The organism is Methylobacterium longum (genome assembly GCF_022179385.1).
Lineage (GTDB): Bacteria > Pseudomonadota > Alphaproteobacteria > Rhizobiales > Beijerinckiaceae > Methylobacterium > Methylobacterium longum.
Genome location: NZ_BPQS01000056.1, coordinates 1 through 15,866 on the forward strand (window position 1 = coordinate 1; position 15,866 = coordinate 15,866).

The 15,866-nt window shown below is 71.9% G+C and carries 15 protein-coding genes; 2 read left to right on the forward strand and 13 right to left on the reverse strand.

The features are described from left to right. Window positions 1-296: 296 nt before the first annotated feature. The 7 genes from MFF58_RS26885 to MFF58_RS26915 form a co-directional block, all read right to left on the reverse strand. Window positions 297-1,313: a TRAP transporter substrate-binding protein gene (locus tag MFF58_RS26885; protein ID WP_238292480.1), complete on the reverse strand. Its 1,017-nt coding sequence runs from the start codon at window positions 1,311-1,313 to the stop codon at window positions 297-299. A gap of 72 nt (window positions 1,314-1,385) precedes the next feature. Further along, window positions 1,386-2,357, reverse strand: coding sequence for an NAD(P)-dependent oxidoreductase (locus MFF58_RS26890; protein WP_238292482.1), 972 nt, complete (start codon window positions 2,355-2,357; stop codon window positions 1,386-1,388). Beyond that, the gene (locus MFF58_RS26895) at window positions 2,348-3,370 is read right to left on the reverse strand and encodes a transketolase family protein (protein WP_238292483.1); all 1,023 of its coding nucleotides are present in this window, start codon (window positions 3,368-3,370) and stop codon (window positions 2,348-2,350) included. The genes MFF58_RS26890 and MFF58_RS26895 overlap by 10 nt, the downstream gene beginning before the upstream one ends. Further along, entirely contained in the window at window positions 3,367-4,266 is a 900-nt protein-coding gene (locus tag MFF58_RS26900; protein WP_238292484.1) for a transketolase, read from the reverse strand. The genes MFF58_RS26895 and MFF58_RS26900 overlap by 4 nt, the downstream gene beginning before the upstream one ends. 10 nt (window positions 4,267-4,276) lie before the next feature. Continuing rightward, window positions 4,277-5,026 (reverse strand): SDR family NAD(P)-dependent oxidoreductase, encoded by a 750-nt coding sequence (locus tag MFF58_RS26905; protein WP_238292485.1) that lies wholly within the window; start codon window positions 5,024-5,026, stop codon window positions 4,277-4,279. Window positions 5,027-5,234: 208 nt separating this feature from the next. Further along, entirely contained in the window at window positions 5,235-6,131 is an 897-nt protein-coding gene (locus tag MFF58_RS26910) for a LysR substrate-binding domain-containing protein (RefSeq protein WP_238292486.1), read from the reverse strand. 127 nt (window positions 6,132-6,258) lie between these two features. Further along, a complete protein-coding gene (locus tag MFF58_RS26915) occupies window positions 6,259-7,428 on the reverse strand; it encodes an alpha/beta fold hydrolase (RefSeq protein WP_283206475.1) in 1,170 nt (389 codons plus the stop codon). Window positions 7,429-7,737: 309 nt separating this feature from the next. Here MFF58_RS26915 and MFF58_RS26920 point away from each other — a divergent pair, with 309 nt between their 5' ends. After that, entirely contained in the window at window positions 7,738-8,106 is a 369-nt protein-coding gene (locus MFF58_RS26920; RefSeq protein WP_238292488.1) for a hypothetical protein, read from the forward strand. Window positions 8,107-8,143: 37 nt separating this feature from the next. Here the strand turns inward: MFF58_RS26920 and MFF58_RS26925 are convergent, their stop codons facing one another. From MFF58_RS26925 to urtA, 6 genes are all read right to left on the reverse strand, one after another. Then, on the reverse strand, window positions 8,144-8,455 hold the full coding sequence (locus MFF58_RS26925) for a hypothetical protein (protein ID WP_238292490.1): 312 nt from the start codon (window positions 8,453-8,455) through the stop codon (window positions 8,144-8,146). A 447-nt stretch (window positions 8,456-8,902) separates the two neighbouring features. Next, window positions 8,903-9,598, reverse strand: coding sequence for an urea ABC transporter ATP-binding subunit UrtE (urtE, locus tag MFF58_RS26930; RefSeq protein WP_238292492.1), 696 nt, complete (start codon window positions 9,596-9,598; stop codon window positions 8,903-8,905). 2 nt (window positions 9,599-9,600) lie between these two features. After that, window positions 9,601-10,401, reverse strand: coding sequence for an urea ABC transporter ATP-binding protein UrtD (urtD, locus tag MFF58_RS26935; RefSeq protein WP_238292495.1), 801 nt, complete (start codon window positions 10,399-10,401; stop codon window positions 9,601-9,603). Then, the gene (gene urtC, locus MFF58_RS26940; RefSeq protein ID WP_238292497.1) at window positions 10,398-11,552 is read right to left on the reverse strand and encodes an urea ABC transporter permease subunit UrtC; all 1,155 of its coding nucleotides are present in this window, start codon (window positions 11,550-11,552) and stop codon (window positions 10,398-10,400) included. Before urtC ends, urtD begins: the two co-directional genes overlap by 4 nt. Before the next feature lie 142 nt (window positions 11,553-11,694). Continuing rightward, window positions 11,695-13,269, reverse strand: coding sequence for an urea ABC transporter permease subunit UrtB (gene urtB, locus MFF58_RS26945; RefSeq protein ID WP_238292499.1), 1,575 nt, complete (start codon window positions 13,267-13,269; stop codon window positions 11,695-11,697). 268 nt (window positions 13,270-13,537) lie between these two features. Then, window positions 13,538-14,779, reverse strand: coding sequence for an urea ABC transporter substrate-binding protein (gene urtA / locus MFF58_RS26950; protein WP_238292538.1), 1,242 nt, complete (start codon window positions 14,777-14,779; stop codon window positions 13,538-13,540). 378 nt (window positions 14,780-15,157) lie between these two features. Here urtA and MFF58_RS26955 point away from each other — a divergent pair, with 378 nt between their 5' ends. Further along, window positions 15,158-15,844 (forward strand): Crp/Fnr family transcriptional regulator, encoded by a 687-nt coding sequence (locus MFF58_RS26955; RefSeq protein ID WP_238292501.1) that lies wholly within the window; start codon window positions 15,158-15,160, stop codon window positions 15,842-15,844. Window positions 15,845-15,866 lie beyond the last annotated feature (22 nt).

A 15,866-nucleotide genomic window follows, 5' to 3' on the forward strand; every position in this document is an offset into this window, starting at 1 on the left:
GCAGCACCGCGATCTCCGCGAGCACGAGCAGCGCCGCCGGGATCTCCACCAGATGGCCGAGGCCGTCGTCCAGCCGGCGCAGCCAGGTCCGGGCGCGCAGGGGCGGGCCGGACGACTCAATTCCTGCCGTCGTCTCGACGGCCGCGATATCGATCTGCATGGCGCCCTCCCGTCGGGGCCGGTCCCGTGCCGTCGCCGGCGGGAACAGCCCCAAATGTGTCGTCTCGTATGTCCAGCGGTGCGTCTCGGCGCGCCTTCGTTCTCCGATACCGCTTTTCGATCCGGCGGGAAGCGCTTCAGGTCAGTTTGCCCGACACGTCCTCAAGATGCGACCAGGCCGCGTCGCCGTACTTGGTTTTCCAGTCCCTGTAGAAGCTCGTCCGCCCGAGGGCCTCGCGGAACCGCGCCCGGTCGACGTCGATGAAGGTGAGGCCCTTGGCGGTGAGGCCGTCCCGGAGGGACACGCTGAGCTTGGCGACGTCCGCGCGCTGGTCGGTCGCGGACCGGTCGAGTTCCCGCGACACGACCTGGCGCAGCTCCTCGGGCAGCCGCTGCCACGCCCGCTTGTTGCCGAGGATCCAGTAGCCGTCCCAGACATGGCCGGTCAGGCTGCAGAATCTCTGCACCTCGTAGAGCCGCGCCGTGGCCGTGATGGCCAGCGGGTTCTCCTGGCCCTCGACCACCTTGGTCTGGAGCGAGGAGTACAGCTCGTTGAAGTTGATCGGGGCCGCCCCGGCGTCGAGCGCCTTGAACAGGGAGGTGAGCATCGGCGCCGGCGGGACGCGGATCTTGAAGCCCTTCAGGTCCTCCGGCGTCCGGATCTCGCGGGTCGAGGAGGTGATCTGCCGGAAGCCGTTGTCCCAGACCTTGGAGACGGTCAGGATCGGCGTCCTGGCGATCTCGGAGCGGACATAGGTGCCGAGGCCTCCGTCCATCGCCGCCCAGACGGCGTCGTAATCCTTGAAGGCGAAGCCGGTGTTCGGCAGGCTCGCGGCCGGCACGAAGGTGGCCAGGATCGAGGTCGCGAGGTTGAAGAACTCGACGCTGCCGTTGCGCACCTGCGCCAGCAGGTCGGTGTCCGAGCCGAGCTGGTTGGCGGGGAACAGCTTGATCTCCAGCCGGCCGTTCGTGGCCTCGCGGATGCGGTCGAGGGCCTCCTGCGCCCGGACGTTGACCGGATGGGTCGGGTCCTGGCCGGTGGCCAGCTTGTAGGTGAACTCGGCGGCCTGCCCGCGCCGGGTGAGGATGCCGAAGGCCGGCAGGGCCGCCGCACCCACGAGCAGGCTGCGGCGGCTGAGACGCGTGTCGCGCATGGTTTCACTCCCTGGGTGGTCCGGGTCCCGCGATCCCCGCCGTTGCCCGCCGGTGGATCCTGCGTCCCGCGTTCAGTCCGGGGCGGTCGAGCCCCGGTGGCGCGCGTCCCTCGCGGACGACTGTGCGGACGGCCGTGCGGACGGCGGCGCGTCGTCGCCGTTCAGCAGGCGGTAGGCGCGCACCACCTGGCTGTCGTCGGCGGCGCCGTCGCCGCGGCCGGAGGTGGAGACGAAGAGCTGGTGGGCGAGCGCCGCCAGCGGCAGCGCCGCCCCGGCGCCGCGGCCGGCCTCCAGCACGATGCCGAGGTCCTTCACGAAGATGTCGACCGCGCTGGTGACCGTCGGCGCGTCCTCCAGCATCCGGGGGCCGCGGTCGCGCAGCATCCAGCTCGCCGCCGAGGAGCCCGAGAGGATCTCCAGCACCACGTTGAGATCGACCCCGACGCGTCCGGCGAGCGCCAGCGCCTCGGCGGCCGCCGCGATGTGGACGCCGCACAGGAGCTGGTTGACGGCCTTGACGGTGGCGCCCTGTCCTGGGCGTTCGCCGACCTGGAAGATGCGGTCGCCCAGGGCGTCGAGGACGGGCCGCAGGGCCGCCAGCGTCCCGGCGGGCGCGGCCGCCATGATGGTGAGCGTTCCGGCCCGGGCGCCGACGACGCCCCCCGAGACGGGCGCGTCGACGAAGCGGCGGCCGGCCGCCGCGACGCGCCCGGCCAATCGCTCCACCGATTGCGGCGGGCAGGTCGCCATCAGGACCACGAGGCCGTCCGGCGCGAGGGCGTCGAGGGCCCCCTCGGTGAACAGCACGGCCTCGGCCTGCGCGGCGTTCACCACCATCAGGAGGAGCGCGTCGGCGCCGGCGGCGGCTTCCGCTGGGGTCGCGATCGAGGTCCCGCCCGCGGTCGCGAGGGCCGCGCGGCCCTCGGGCCGCAGGTCGTAGCCGCGGACGTCGAAGCCCGCCGCGACCAAGTTGGTCGCCATCGGCAGGCCCATGGCGCCGAGGCCGATGAAGGCGATGCGGCTCAGATCCGTGCTCAGAGCCATGCCCGGATGCTCCCCGCCATCGCGGCGGCCGAGATGCCGTAGCGGTCGTGGAGCGTCGGCAGGGCGCCGGCCTCGAGGAACTCGTCCGGCAGGCCGATCTGGCGGAAGCCGCGCCCCGGCATCACCCCCGCGCGCATCAGGAGGCCGGCCACCGCCTCGCCGAGGCCGCCGATCACGCTGTGGTTCTCGGCCACCACCACGAGCCGGCCGCCGCGCCCGGCCTCGCGCAGGATCGTCGCCGTGTCGAGGGGCTTGATCGTCGGTACGTGCAGGACCGCGACGTCGACCCGGTCGTCGCGCAGGGCCTCGGCGACCTCGAGGGCGCGCATGGTCATCAGGCCCGACGAGATCACCAGCACGTCGCGGCCGTCGCGGATCGTCTTGGCCTTGCCGAGTTCGAACGTGTAGCCGTACGCGTCGAGGACCAGCGGAACGTTCCCGCGCAGGAGCCGGAGGTAGACCGGCCCCTGGTGGGCGGCCATCGCGGGGACGACCTGCTCGATCTCGTGGGCGTCGCAGGGATCGATGATCGTGAGGTTCGGCATCCCGCGGAAGATCGCGAGATCCTCGGTCGCCTGGTGGCTGGGGCCGTAACCGGTGGTCAGGCCGGGCAGCGCGCAGGCGATCTTGACGTTGAGGTTCTCCTCCGCGATCGCGAGGCAGATGAAATCGTAGGCGCGCCGGGCCGCGAACACCGCGTAGGTGGTGGCGAACGGCGTGAAGCCCTCCCGCGCGAGGCCCGCGGCCGCGCTCATCAGCAGCTGCTCGGCCATCCCCATCTGGTAGAAGCGCTCGGGGTAGGCCTGGGCGAAGATGTGCAGGTCCGTGTACTTCGACAGGTCCGCCGAGAGGCCGATGATGTCGGGCCGCGTCCCGGCCAGTTCGACCAGGGCGTGGCCGAACGGGGCGGGCTTGGTGCGCTGGCCGGGCGCCGCCAGCGAGGCGATCATCGCCGAGGTCTTGGCGCCGCCGCCCGCGCGCGGGGCCGGCTTCTCGTACTTGGAGCGTCTCACTTCACCCTCCCCTCGTCCAGGATCGCCAGGGCCCGCTGCCACTCGTCCGGCTCGACCCGCAGGAAGTGATTGCGCTCGCGCGCTTCGAGGAAGGGCACGCCCTTCGCCATGCGGGTGTCGCAGAGGATGATCCGGGGCTCGGCCCCCGGATGGTGCCGGGCGGCGTCGAAGGCCTTCACCAGCGCGTCGATGTCGTTGCCGTCGACCCGCTGCACGAACCAGTTGAACGCCGCGAATTTCGGCCCCAGCGGCTCGAAGTTGAGCACCCCGGTGGAGGCGCCGTCGGCCTGCATGCCGTTGACGTCGACGAGGCCGATCAGGTTGTCGAGCTTGAACGATCCGGCCGACATCGCGGCCTCCCAGGTCGAGCCCTCGTCGAGCTCGCCGTCGGAGAACAGGTTGTAGATGAAGCTCTTGGAGCCCTTCCGCTTCAGCCCCAGCGCCATGCCGACCGCGATCCCGAGCCCGTGGCCCAGCGACCCGCCGGTGATCTCCATGCCGGGCGTGTAGGCGGCCATGCCGGACATCGGCAGGCGGCTGTCGTCGCCGCCGTAGCTCGTCAGCTCGTCCTCGGGGATGATCTCCGCCTCGATCAGCGCGGCGTAGAGGGCGATCGCGTAGTGGCCGATCGACAGGAGGAAGCGGTCGCGACCCTCCCATTCGGGGTCCCCGGGCCGGTAGGCGAGGGCGTGGAAGTAGCTCACCGCCAGCACGTCGGAGATGCCGAGCGCCTGGGCGATGTAGCCCTGGCCCTGGACCTCGCCCATGCGCAGGGCGTGGCGGCGGATGCGGTAGGCGCGCTCGCCGAGCGGCACGTTGGACCCGGCGCGGGGCCGTTCGGTCGAGGCTTCGGGCGAGGCCCCGGTCGATGATCCTGTCGGCAGTCCCGTCGTCATGGCGGCCCCCTCAGTGGATCAGCATGCCGCCGTTCACGTCGATCACCGCGCCGGTGATGTACGTGGACAGGTCGGAGGCCAGGAACAGGCAGGCGTTGGCGACGTCGTCGGCGACGCCGAGGCGCCCCAGCGGGATGCCCTTGGCGATCTCGACCTTCAGCTCGGGGGTGAGCTTGCCGCCGGTGATGTCCGTCTGGATCAGGCCGGGGGTGACCGCGTTCACCCGCACGCCGTCGGGGCCGAGTTCGCGGGCCATGGCCTTCTGCAGGCCGAGCACACCGGCCTTGGCGGCCGAGTAGTGCGGGCCGCCGAAGATGCCGCCGCCGCGCTGGGCGGAGACCGACGACATGCACACGATCGCGCCCGAGCCCTGCTGGCGCATGGCGGGGATCACCGCCTGGCTCATGTAGAGGGTGCCGCGCAGGTTCACGTCCGTGACCGCGTCGTAATGCTCCGGCCCGATCTCCATGATCTTGAGGGGCTGGGTGATGCCGGCGTTGTTGACGAGCACGTCGATCCGGCCGAGGCGGGCCACGATCTCGTCGGCCGCCGCCGTGCAGGCCGCCCGGTCGGTGACGTCGCAGGCCAGCCCGACATGGCCGGGGCCGAGGTCGCGGGCGGCGGCCTCGGCCTGCCCGGCCTCGAGGTCGAGGATCGCGACCCGGGCGCCGTGGCGCGCGAAGAGCCGCGCGGTGGCCTTGCCGATGCCGCGGGCGGAGGCCGCCCCGGTGATCACGCAGACCCGATCGTTCAGCAGCATGGATTCCTCCCGGTGACCCGCGACGGCGCGGGATCGAACCTGTCGTCACGACGGAGGGTGCGGCGGGCCGGCGACCGCGATCCTGCGGATCGTGCGGCCTGCGGCGTCTCCTCCCGTCTGTCTCGTTGGGATGAATGTGACGGCGCGGGACGCCCGCGACAAACGCGGAATTTGCACGCCCAGGTGAATCCCGCTCACCTCGGAGCGGTCAGGCGAGATCCGGGCTGAGGTCGATCGCGAGTTCCCCCGCGAGCCAGCGGGCGAAGACCCGGAGCGGCGCGCGGCGCCGGGCGTCGGCCGGGCAGACGAAGTGATGCCCGACATACGCGATGTCCTGCGCGCGGCCGGCCAGCGGCGCGACGAGGCGGCCGGCCGCGACCTCCCGCTCGGCGAGGCGGGTCGATTCCAGGGCGACCCCGAGCCCGTCCGCGGCGGCCGCCAGGGCCAGGAAGCTCCGGTCGAAGCGGATCGCCGCGGACGGCGGCGGCGGCAGCCGGTTGTGCTCGAACCAATGGGTCCAGCGCACCTGCTTGTTGTCGCTCTGGATCAGCGTGTGCGCGCGCAGGTCGGCGGGTTCGCGGATCGTGGCGGCCCGGGCGGGATCGCAGAGCGGCGTCACCGTCTCCAGGCCCAGCGGCATGCGCACGAGGCCCTCCCCGCGGGGCGGCCCGTAGACGATGTCGGCGTCGAACTCGTCGGTGATGAAGCGGGCGTAATCCATGCCGGCGGCCAGGCGCACCTCGAAGCCCGGATGGGCGCTGAGGAAGCGGGCGAGCCGCGGCGCCAGCCACTGCGCGGCGAAGCTCGGGGCGCAGTGCAGCCGGAGGAGCTGCGGCCCCCGGTTCGCCACGAGGTCGAAGCCGCGGTTGAGCTCCGCGAAGGCGCGTCCGACATGGTCGCACAGCGCCTCCCCGGCCGGGGTCGGCGCGATCCCGGGCCCGGCCCGCTCGAACAGCGAGACGCCGAGCATCGCCTCCATCTTGCGGATGGCGTGGCTGACGGCGCTGGGCGACAGGTTCAGCTCGCCCGCCGCGGCCTTGAACGAGCGCCGCCGGGCGGCGGCCTCGAAGATCCGGATGGCGGAGAGGGGCACGGTCGGGGTCATCCGCGTCAGGATGGGCCCGGACCCGGGGGCTGGCAATTTCGATCGCGGCCCGATCGTGACTCCGGTGGGCGTTCATCGCCCGTCCCCCCAGGGTTCGCGGGCCGCCCCGCCGTCGGGCGTCCGGACCTCACGGGGTATCGCGGAGGAACGCCCGGATGAGATCGGCCACCTCGTCGGGCCGCTCCTGCTGAACCCAGTGCCCGGCCCCCTCGACGCGGTGAAAGCCGGTCATGTTCGTGCAGGCCTGATGGCGCATCGCCTCGACCGCGCCCGGTGTCTGGTAGACGCCCCAGTCGCTCCGGCCCGCGATGAAGCACGACGGCACGTCGAGGGTGCGGCCCGCGAAGGCGCCCAGGTCGTCGACGCAGGCGGCATCGGTGTAGCGGCGGTAGCCCTGCAGCCCCCCCTGGAAGCCGGTCCGCGCGTATTCCGCCACGTACACGTCCAGCTCGGGATCCGTGAGCCACGCGCAGGTCCGGATCTGGTCGGCGGACGGCATCTCGGGCGCGACCGTCGCCGCCATGCCCCGGTCGCGGTCCATGATGTAGTAGGTCGGAAGCTGCGCGAATTCCTCGGCCGCGCGGGATCCCAGCGGCCGGGGCGCGTTGTCCGGCCAGTCGGCGCTCTTCGCGTGGTAGTAGGCGCGCAGGAAGTCCCGCAGACCCTGCGGCGCGCGCAGCATGTCGTCGTTCGCCTCCCGGGTCCTGTACCAGCGCTGGTAGAACTTGCGCGGGCGCGGCAGGCCGGCCAGCGCCGCGTCGAGGGCGTCGTCGCTCTCCGCGGGCGCGGCTCCGGCCCCTGCGGGAAGGGCCGGCGGCCCCGCGAACGGGGCGCTCATCATCACGACCGAGCGGAAGACGTCGGGCCGGATGAGCCCGCACCAGCCGGCGGCGGGTGAGCCGGAATCGTGGCCGACCACGCAGGCCACCTGCCGGTGCCCCAGGGCGGCGGCGAGCGCCAGGGTATCGGTGACGACGTTGAGGAAGCCGAAGGGATGCGTGTTCGCCGCGTAGGCCGGATCCCATCCGGTCGTCCTTCCGTAGCCCCGCTGGTCGGCGGCCGCGACGTGGAACCCGGCCTGCGCCAGCGGCAGCATGATCTTGCGCCAGCTGTAGGCCAGTTCCGGGAAGCCGTGCAGGAGCACGACGAGCGGCCGGCCGGCCGGCTCGAACCCCGCCTCCAGCACGTGGACGGTGAGGCCGTTGATCCCCGGCAGGAGGCGCGACCGGATGCCCGCCGGCAGCGTCCCGTTGCCGTACGCCGCCGACGCGGCCCTCACGGCTTCCTCGTCCCTCACGGCTTCCTCGTCCCTTGGAGGCATGGACCGCCTGCCTGTTCGTGACGCGCGCGCGCCGGCGGACGCGCGGCTCCTTCGGTCGCACGTGACCGGGATGCGGCCGCGATGTCCAGAGGCAGGTGCGGACAGCGGCGCCGGAGGCACGTCCATGATCACGCCGGGCCGCCTCGGCTGATCGGGGAGGATCCGCACGAAGAGCGCGCTGCTGCGGGCTTCGCGCGTGGGCCGCGGACAGGTGTCGCCGCTCGGGCCCTTGGCGGCCGTACACCCGACCTCCTGAGCTGAGCCTGCCCGTTTGGCCGCCCGATCTTGCTCTGCGCGCTCCGCCGCCGGGCGGGCCGGGGCAGCGGCACGGCCGGGCCGATCCCGGGCGCGGGGCCGCGCGGGCGCCTGTTCTGGTCGTCTCGAATCCGGCCGTATCCGGACGGCGACCTGCGCGAGGCGGTGCGCCGGATGGTCGGCGCGCGCCCGCGGTTCGTGGATCCGCATGATGCCCCTCCGGAGGCCCGGGCTCGGCTGGCCCCGCAGATCGGCATGCTCCCGGCGCTTCCGGGATCGCCCGAGGCGGCGCGGCCGGGCCGGCTGAATCCGGTCCGGCAGGCCGCCGTCTTCGAGCACGGATGCGCCTCCGCGGCCGCCGACCGCGTCGGCCCCGGCGTTCAAGGGCGGCGGATCTGACGCCGCCCGGGGGCCGGACTCCCGCGAGCGGCGCGCGTCAGCCCGTCTCCGTGCGGCGGGCGGCGTCCTGGCGGGCCGCCCGCGCCAGGGCGATCAGCTCGGCGGCGGTCGATTCGCCGCTCAGGCCCGGCTCCCCGCCGGGGCCGGCCAGCAGCAGGATCGGCGGCGCCGTCGGGACCCGAGGCCGCCGCGCGCGCCCCTGCCGGCGCGGGATCCTGCGATCGGTCGGTTCCACCATCACGCCACCCAGGTTGAAGCCCGCCGCCGCCGGCGTCCCCGGCCTGCCTTGCGCCTCGGACGGCCTCTTGCCCGCCCAGGAGGCCCGGCACGGCGGCCAGGCAACGCTCACCGTGTCTCCGGCGCTCAGCGCGGGCGCGGCTGCGGCACGGTGATGGTGACCAACCGGCCGGTGATCGGATCGAGGATCGTCATGGGCGCTCCCGGGGTTCGAGCCCCATGGCGAACCTGAATTGTGGTTTAACCTTGGCCGATGGCCGGGCCGTAAACAGATTCCGCTGCTCATGTTCCCGCTTCCAGATTGGAATACACCGAATCCACAGCATGGATATTCCTCAGGCTCGCTCATCGACGACCTGAAGATCCTATCGCGCTGGAGACGGCGCCCGCCCCGGCGGGGACGGATCCGGTCGAGGGGCGGCGTGCGCCCGGCCGGGTTCCGGGGGCCGGCCCCGGGCGCCACGCGATCGAGAACGCCTCGAGGACCTCCATTAACCTCGAGGGCCGCGAGGGCACGCGCCCCCGCGCCGGACCGGCGTCCCCTGCGGCGGCGCGCGTTCTACACCGACATCCACCGGAGCACGTCGGCCTCCACCATCCCGGCCCGGGGGCCGGCCAGCATCACCTGCCCGCGATCCATCACCGCGTAGGAATCGCAGAGGTCGCGGGCCCACTCGAAATACTGCTCGACCAGCACGATCGCCATCTCGCCCTTGCCGCGCAGGTACGTGATCGCCCGGCCGATATCCTTGATGATCGAGGGCTGGATGCCCTCGGTGGGCTCGTCGAGCACGAGGAGCTTCGGCCGCGTCACCAGCGCCCGGGCGATGGCGAGCTGCTGCTGCTGCCCGCCCGAGAGGTCGCCGCCGCGCCGGTGCAGCATGTCCTTGAGCACCGGGAACAGGTCGTAGATCTCCCCCGGGACGTGGCGGTCGCGGCGCTTGAGCGGCGCGAAGCCGGTCTCGAGGTTCTCCTTGACGCTGAGCAGCGGGAAGATCTCCCGCCCCTGGGGCACGAAGGCGATGCCGGCGCGGGCCCGGTCGTAGGGGGCAAGCCCCTGGATCGGCCGGCCGTCGAGGTGGATCGCGCCGGAGCGCACCGGCTGCTGGCCGACGATCGCCCGCATCAGCGAGGTCTTTCCGACACCGTTGCGGCCCAGAACCGTCGTGACCCGCCCGGCCTCGGCCGTCAGCGAGACGCCGCGGAGCGCCTGGGCGGCGCCGTAATAGAGGTCGATGTCTTCGACGGAGAGCATGGTCATCGCCCCAGATAGACCTCGACCACCCGCGGGTCGGCCGAGACCGCGTCGATCGAGCCCTCGGCCAGCACCGCGCCCTCGTGCAGGCAGGTGACCCGGCAGCCGAGATCCCGGACGAAGTGCATGTCGTGCTCCACCACGAGGACGGCGTGCTCGCCCGCGATCCGCCGGAGTAGGCGGGCGGTCTCGGCGGTCTCGGCATCGGTCATGCCGGCCACCGGCTCGTCGACCAGCAGGAGCTTCGGGTCCTGCGCGAGCAGCATGCCGATCTCCAGCCACTGCTTCTGGCCGTGGCTGAGGTCGGCCGCCGGGCGGTCGCGATGGGCCAGGAGGCCGACGGTCTCCAGGAGGGCGTCGATCCGCTCGCGCTCCACCCGGTTGCGCCAGCCGAACAGGGACGCGAAGGCGGCGCGGGGGCCTTTCAGGGCCAGCAGGACGTTGTCGGCCACCGTGTGGCTCTCGAACACGGTGGGCTTCTGGAACTTGCGGCCGATGCCGAGGTCGGCGATCGCGGGCTCGTCGCTCCTCAGGAGGTCGTGGCTGCCGTCGAACAGCGCGATGCCGCTGTCCGGGCGGGTCTTGCCGGTGATGCAGTCCATCATGGTGGTCTTGCCGGCGCCGTTCGGGCCGATGATCGCCCGCAGCTCGCCCCGGGCCAGCGTCAGCGACAGGCCGCGCAGGGCCTTGTAGCCGTCGAAGGTCACCCGTAGATCGTCGAGGTAGAGGAGCGCCTCCGTCTCCCGCTTGCGGTTGGCGGGGCCGCGGGCGGCGTCCGGGCGTTCGAGGAGGTCGGTGCTCATGCGCCCTGCCCTTGTTCGACACGTTCCGGGGCGATCTCGGGCTCCGGCGGCAGCTTGGCCGCCGCACGCCGGCCGCCGAACCGCTCGATGACGGTGCCGACGAGGCCGCGGGGCAGGAATAGGGTCACGATCACGAACAGGCCGCCGAGCGCGAACAGCCACGCGTCGGGCATCACGCCGGTGAGCACGGTCTTGGCGTAGTTGACCAGCACGGCGCCGAGCGCCGCGCCCACCAGCGTGCCGCGGCCGCCCACCGCCACCCAGATCACCGTCTCGATGGAGTTGCCGGGGGCGAATTCCCCCGGGTTGATGATGCCGACCTGCGGCACGTAGAGGGCGCCGGCGACCCCCGCCATCATGGCCGAGACCGTGAAGGCCAGGGTCTTGAAGTGCTCCGGCCGGTAGCCGAGGAAGCGGGTCCGGCTCTCGGCGTCGCGCACGGCGATCAGGATCTTGCCGTAGGCCGAGACCGTCATGACCCGGGCGACGAGGTAGCCCAGCGCCAGCGCCACCCCGGTGGCGACGAAGATGCCCACGCGGAAGGTCTGCGACTGGACGGAGAAGCCCAGAAGATCCTTGAAGTCGGTGAGGCCGTTGTTGCCGCCGAGCCCCATGTCGTTGCGGAAGAAGGCGAGCATCAGCGCGTAGGTCAGCGCCTGGGTGATGATCGACAGGTAGACGCCGGTCACCCGCGACCGGAAGGCGAGCCAGCCGAACACGAAAGCGAGCAGCCCCGGCACCAGCAGCACCATCAGGCCTGCGAAGGCGAAGTGGTCGAAGCCGTACCAGTACCAGGGCAGCGCCTTGTAGTTCAGGAACACCATGAAGTCGGGCAGGACCGGGTTGCCGTAGACGCCCCGGGCGCCGATCTGGCGCATCAGGTACATGCCCATCGCGTAGCCGCCGAGCGCGAAGAACGCCCCGTGGCCGAGCGAGAGGATGCCGCAATAGCCCCAGACGAGGTCGAGGCTGACCGCCAGCAGCGCGTAGGCGAGGTACTTGCCGAACAGCGACACGAGGTAGGTGGGCACGTGGAGGCCCGAGCCCTCCGGCGCGGCGAGGTTCAGCACCGGCACGGCGAGGCAGAACGCCGCCAGCACGGCGAGGAAGATCCAGCCCTTGCGGTCGATGAGGGGCGTGCGGGGGGTCATGCCGGGCTTCCCTGTTCGTGCCCGATCCCCTGCCCGCGCAGGCGATCGGCTTCGTTCAGCCTGAGAGGATGGGCGGTCCGGGGATGCCGGGCCCCCGCCCTCCCCCCTCTGCGGGGATGGCAGGGCGCGCGCGCCGGCCCGCTCACGATTCCACCGCCCGGCCCTTGAGCGCGAACAGGCCGCGCGGGCGCTTCTGGATGAACAGGATGATGAAGATCAGGAGGCCGATCTTGGCCAGCACCGCGCCGATATACGGCTCGGCGAGCTTGTTCACGACGCCGAGCGTCAGCGCCGCCACCAGCGTCCCCCAGAGGTTGCCGACGCCACCGAACACCACCACGAGGAACGAGTCGATGATGTAGCCCTGGCCGAGATTCGGCGAGACGTTGTCGATCTGCGACAGCGCCACGCCGGCGATGCCGGCGATGCCGGAGCCGAGCCCGAAGGTCAGGGCGTCGACGTAGGGCGTGCGGATGCCCATGGCGGCCGCCATCCGGCGGTTCTGGGTCACCGCCCGGGTCTTCAGGCCGAACGACGTCTTCCGCAGGACGAAGAGCAGCCCGAGGAACAGGGCAAACGCGAACACGATGATCCACATCCGGCCCCAGGTGATCGACAGGCCGTAGACGTCGACGGCGCCGCTCATGAAGGCCGGCGCGCCGACCTCGCGGTTGGAGGGGCCGAAGAGCGAGCGCACCCCCTGCTGCAGGGCGAGGCTGACGCCGAAGGTGGCGAGCAGCGTCTCCAGGGGGCGCCCGTAGAGGAAGCGGATGATGAACCGCTCGATCAGCACGCCCATCAGTCCGGCCACCAGGAACGCACAGGGGATGCTGATGGCGAGCGACCAGCCGAACAGGGCCGGCGCCTTCGTGCGGATCAGCTCCTGCACGCCGTAGGTCGTGTAGGCGCCGAGCATCACCATCTCGCCGTGCGCCATGTTGATCACGCCCATCACCCCGAAGGTGATGGCGAGCCCGATGGCGGCGAGCAGCAGGACCGAGCCGAGCGAGATGCCGTACCAGACGTTCTGGAGGGCCCCGAGGATCGCCAGCCGCGTCTCGATCGCCGCGATGCCGCGGGCGGCCGCCGCCCGCACAGCCTCGCTCGGATCCGCCGCCAGACCGCGCAGGATGCCCATCGCGTCGCCATCGCCCCGGGCCTGGATGGCGGGAATCGCGGCAATCCGGTCGGCCTCCGCGGTTCCGGGCTTGGCGAGCAGCACGGCGGCGCGGGCCTCGGTCAGGGCCTGCCGGACGCCCGCGTTCGCCTCGCGGGCCAGGGCCGCGTCGAGGGCGGCGAGCGCGGCCGCGTCCCGCGCCTTGAACACCGCGTCGGCGGCGGCGCGGCGCTGGGCCGGATCGGGGCTCGCCAGATTGAGCTGGCCCTGAGCCGCCTCGATGCTGCGCCGGACCCGGTTGTTGGCCCGCACGGGCTTGAGGTCGGGTGTGTCGGTACCGGTCGCGCCGGTCCGGGCATCGACCACGGCGCCGCCCTGCCGGACGAGCAGGGCCTTGTCGCCGGGGCGCACCAGCAGCCGCCCGTCCGACAGAGCCGAGAGGATCGCGCCGGCCCGCGGGTCGCCGCTCGCCGCGAGGCCGGAGACGCCGGCCTCGATCTCGGCATAGCCGTCGCCGGCGAGCTGCGCGTAGGGATCGGGGGTCTGCGCCAGCGCCGGGGCGCCGTGCAGCAGGAGCAGGAGGGCGAGGAGACGGAGCATCGAGACTTTCGGTGGGCCTGGAAGCTGGGATGGCGACGCGGGCGGCACCCGGGATGGCTGATGCGCGGCCGGGGCCTGTACGGATCGGTCCGGGCGGGGGGCGACAGGCCCCCTCAGCCGGACGGGAGAGGGTTTGGGGTGCGGGGTGCGCCCTATCCGGGAAGACCCGATCCTTCACCCTGCCCCGCTCCCGAACGGCCGAGGGGGCCCGCGCTCGACGTCCATCCGGTGTTGCCGGGCCAGCCGGCAACACCGGGCTGCGGCGCGCTCAGGCGCCGCCGCACTTCTTGGTCTTGGTGTTGTAGTTGCCGCAGTTGAGCTTCACCCAGTCGGCCTCGAGTTCCTTCGAGCCTTCGAGCTGCTTGGACCACGCCTCGCCGGGGATCAGCCCCTCGGTCTTCCACACCACGTCGAACTGGCCGGTCGGCTCGATCTCGCCGATGAAGACCGGCTTGGTGATGTGGTGGTTGGGCAGCATCCTGGCGGTGCCCCCGGTGAGGTTCTTCTGCTCGATGCCGGGCAGCGCGGCGATCACCTTGTCGGGGTCGGTGGTGCCGGCCTTCTCGACCGCCTTCACCCACATGTTGAAGCCGATATAGTGGGCCTCCATCGGGTCGTTGGTGACGGCCTTGGGGTTCTTCCGGAACGCCTGCCACTTCTTGATGAAGTCCTCGTTCTCCGGCGTCTTGATCGACTCGAAGTAGTTCCAGGCGGCGAGGTGCCCGGCCAGCGGCTTGGCGTCGATGCCGGCGAGCTCCTCCTCGCCCACCGAGAAGGCCACCACCGGGATGTCGGTGGCCTTGATGCCCTGGTTGCCGAGTTCCTTGTAGAACGGCACGTTGGCGTCGCCGTTGATGGTCGAGACCACGGCGGTCTTCTTGCCGGCCGAGCCGAACGCCTTGATCTTCGACACCTCGGTCTGCCAGTCCGAGAAGCCGAACGGCGTGTAGTTGATCAGGATGTCCTCGTCCCGGACGCCCTTCGCCTTGAGGTAGGCCTCGAGGATCTTGTTGGTGGTGCGCGGGTAGACGTAGTCGGTCCCCTCCAGCACCCAGCGCTTGGCGCCGCCGCCGTCCTCCGACATCAGGTAGTCCACCGCCGGGATCGCCTGCTGGTTCGGGGCGGCGCCGGTGTAGAACACGTTCCGCTCGCTCTCCTCGCCCTCGTACTGGACGGGGTAGAACAGGATGTTGTCGAGTTCCTTGAAGACCGGCAGCACGGACTTCCGCGACACGCTGGTCCAGCAGCCGAACACGGCCGCGACCTTGTCCTTGCTGATCAGCTCGCGGGCCTTCTCGGCGAAGAGCGGCCAGTTCGAGGCCGGATCGACCACCACCGGCTCCAGCTTCCTGCCGAGCACGCCGCCCTTGGCGTTCTGCTCGGCGATGAGCATCAGCATCGCGTCCTTGAGGGTGGTCTCCGAGATCGCCATCGTGCCCGAGAGCGAGTGCAGGATGCCGACCTTGATGGTCTCCTGCGCCCGCGCGGCCCCCGCGCCCAGGGCGCTCATCGCGAGCCCGGCGGCCAGAGCGGCGGCCGGGCCCCAAGTTCCAAATGCTTTCACGGCGGTGCCCTTCGTCGTCTTCGTTGAGACGGGAAAGGGGCTCGCAAATCGTGTGCCACAAATTTAGGCAGTCGCGGCCCCGCGGGCCGTTTCCGGGATTCGGGGCCTCCGTCCCTTGCCGTCGCCGGGGATGGAGGGCCGGCGGCGGCAGCCTCGCGCGCTGCGGTATTGGCTCGCCTATCTGGATGTATTGGTGCGCCAAAACTAATCTAATCCATACTACGGTGAAGTTCCCTGTGAGAGGGTGGTCGATCATCCGCCGGACGCCTCGGGCGCGGGTGACTGGGAGATTGCCCGTGCTCCTGCCCGGACCCGGAGGAGCCCATGGCGCTGCTGCAGCAATCAGCCGTCCGCAACCGCTTGCTGGCCACCCTGGCGCCGGAGGAGTTCGGCCGCCTCGCCCCCGCCCTGGAGCCGGTGCCGCTGCCGCTGCAGGCGGTGCTGATCGTCCCGCACCAGCCGATCGCGCAGGCGCACTTCGTCGAGGACGGGCTCGTCTCCCTCGTGGCGGACAGCCGCGCGGGGCGCATCGCGGTCGGCCTGACCGGCCGCGAGGGCTTCGTCGGCGTGCCGCTGGCGCTCGGGGCCGCGTCCACGCCCCACACCGCCATCGTCCAGGCCCGCGGCGCGGCGCTCCGCATCCCGGCCGGCACCCTCCGCGAGGCCCTCGATGCCAGCGCCGGCCTGCGCCGGGTGCTGGGCGGCTACGTGCAGAGCCTGATCGTCCACGTGGGGCAGACCGTCTACGCCAATGCCGACCTCACCGTCGAAGCGCGGCTCGCCCGGTGGATCCTCATGAGCCACGACCGCCTGGAGCAGGACGAACTGCCCCTCACGCACGAGGTGCTCTCCAAGATGCTCGGCGTGCGCCGGCCCACCGTCACGACGGCGACCCACATCCTCGAGGGCGCCGGCATGATCCGCGCCCAGCGCGGGCGCATCACGGTGATCGATCGCGCGAAGCTGGAGGACCTGGCGGGCGTCGTCTACGGCGACGCGGGGGCCGGCTGAGGCGGCCGGACACCCGCGAACC

What these genes read in the sequence shown, in the direction of transcription:
- MFF58_RS26885 (WP_238292480.1), bottom strand. Translation starts at nt 1,313, where the DNA reads ATGCGCGACACGCGTCTCAGCCGCCGCAGCCTGCTCGTGGGTGCGGCG.
- MFF58_RS26890 (WP_238292482.1), bottom strand. Translation starts at nt 2,357, where the DNA reads ATGGCTCTGAGCACGGATCTGAGCCGCATCGCCTTCATCGGCCTCGGC.
- MFF58_RS26900 (WP_238292484.1), bottom strand. Translation starts at nt 4,266, where the DNA reads ATGACGACGGGACTGCCGACAGGATCATCGACCGGGGCCTCGCCCGAA.
- MFF58_RS26905 (WP_238292485.1), bottom strand. Translation starts at nt 5,026, where the DNA reads ATGCTGCTGAACGATCGGGTCTGCGTGATCACCGGGGCGGCCTCCGCC.
- MFF58_RS26910 (WP_238292486.1), bottom strand. Translation starts at nt 6,131, where the DNA reads ATGACCCCGACCGTGCCCCTCTCCGCCATCCGGATCTTCGAGGCCGCC.
- urtE (WP_238292492.1), bottom strand. Translation starts at nt 9,598, where the DNA reads ATGCTCTCCGTCGAAGACATCGACCTCTATTACGGCGCCGCCCAGGCG.
- urtD (WP_238292495.1), bottom strand. Translation starts at nt 10,401, where the DNA reads ATGAGCACCGACCTCCTCGAACGCCCGGACGCCGCCCGCGGCCCCGCC.
- urtC (WP_238292497.1), bottom strand. Translation starts at nt 11,552, where the DNA reads ATGACCCCCCGCACGCCCCTCATCGACCGCAAGGGCTGGATCTTCCTC.
- urtB (WP_238292499.1), bottom strand. Translation starts at nt 13,269, where the DNA reads ATGCTCCGTCTCCTCGCCCTCCTGCTCCTGCTGCACGGCGCCCCGGCG.
- urtA (WP_238292538.1), bottom strand. Translation starts at nt 14,779, where the DNA reads ATGAGCGCCCTGGGCGCGGGGGCCGCGCGGGCGCAGGAGACCATCAAG.
- MFF58_RS26955 (WP_238292501.1), top strand. Translation starts at nt 15,158, where the DNA reads ATGGCGCTGCTGCAGCAATCAGCCGTCCGCAACCGCTTGCTGGCCACC.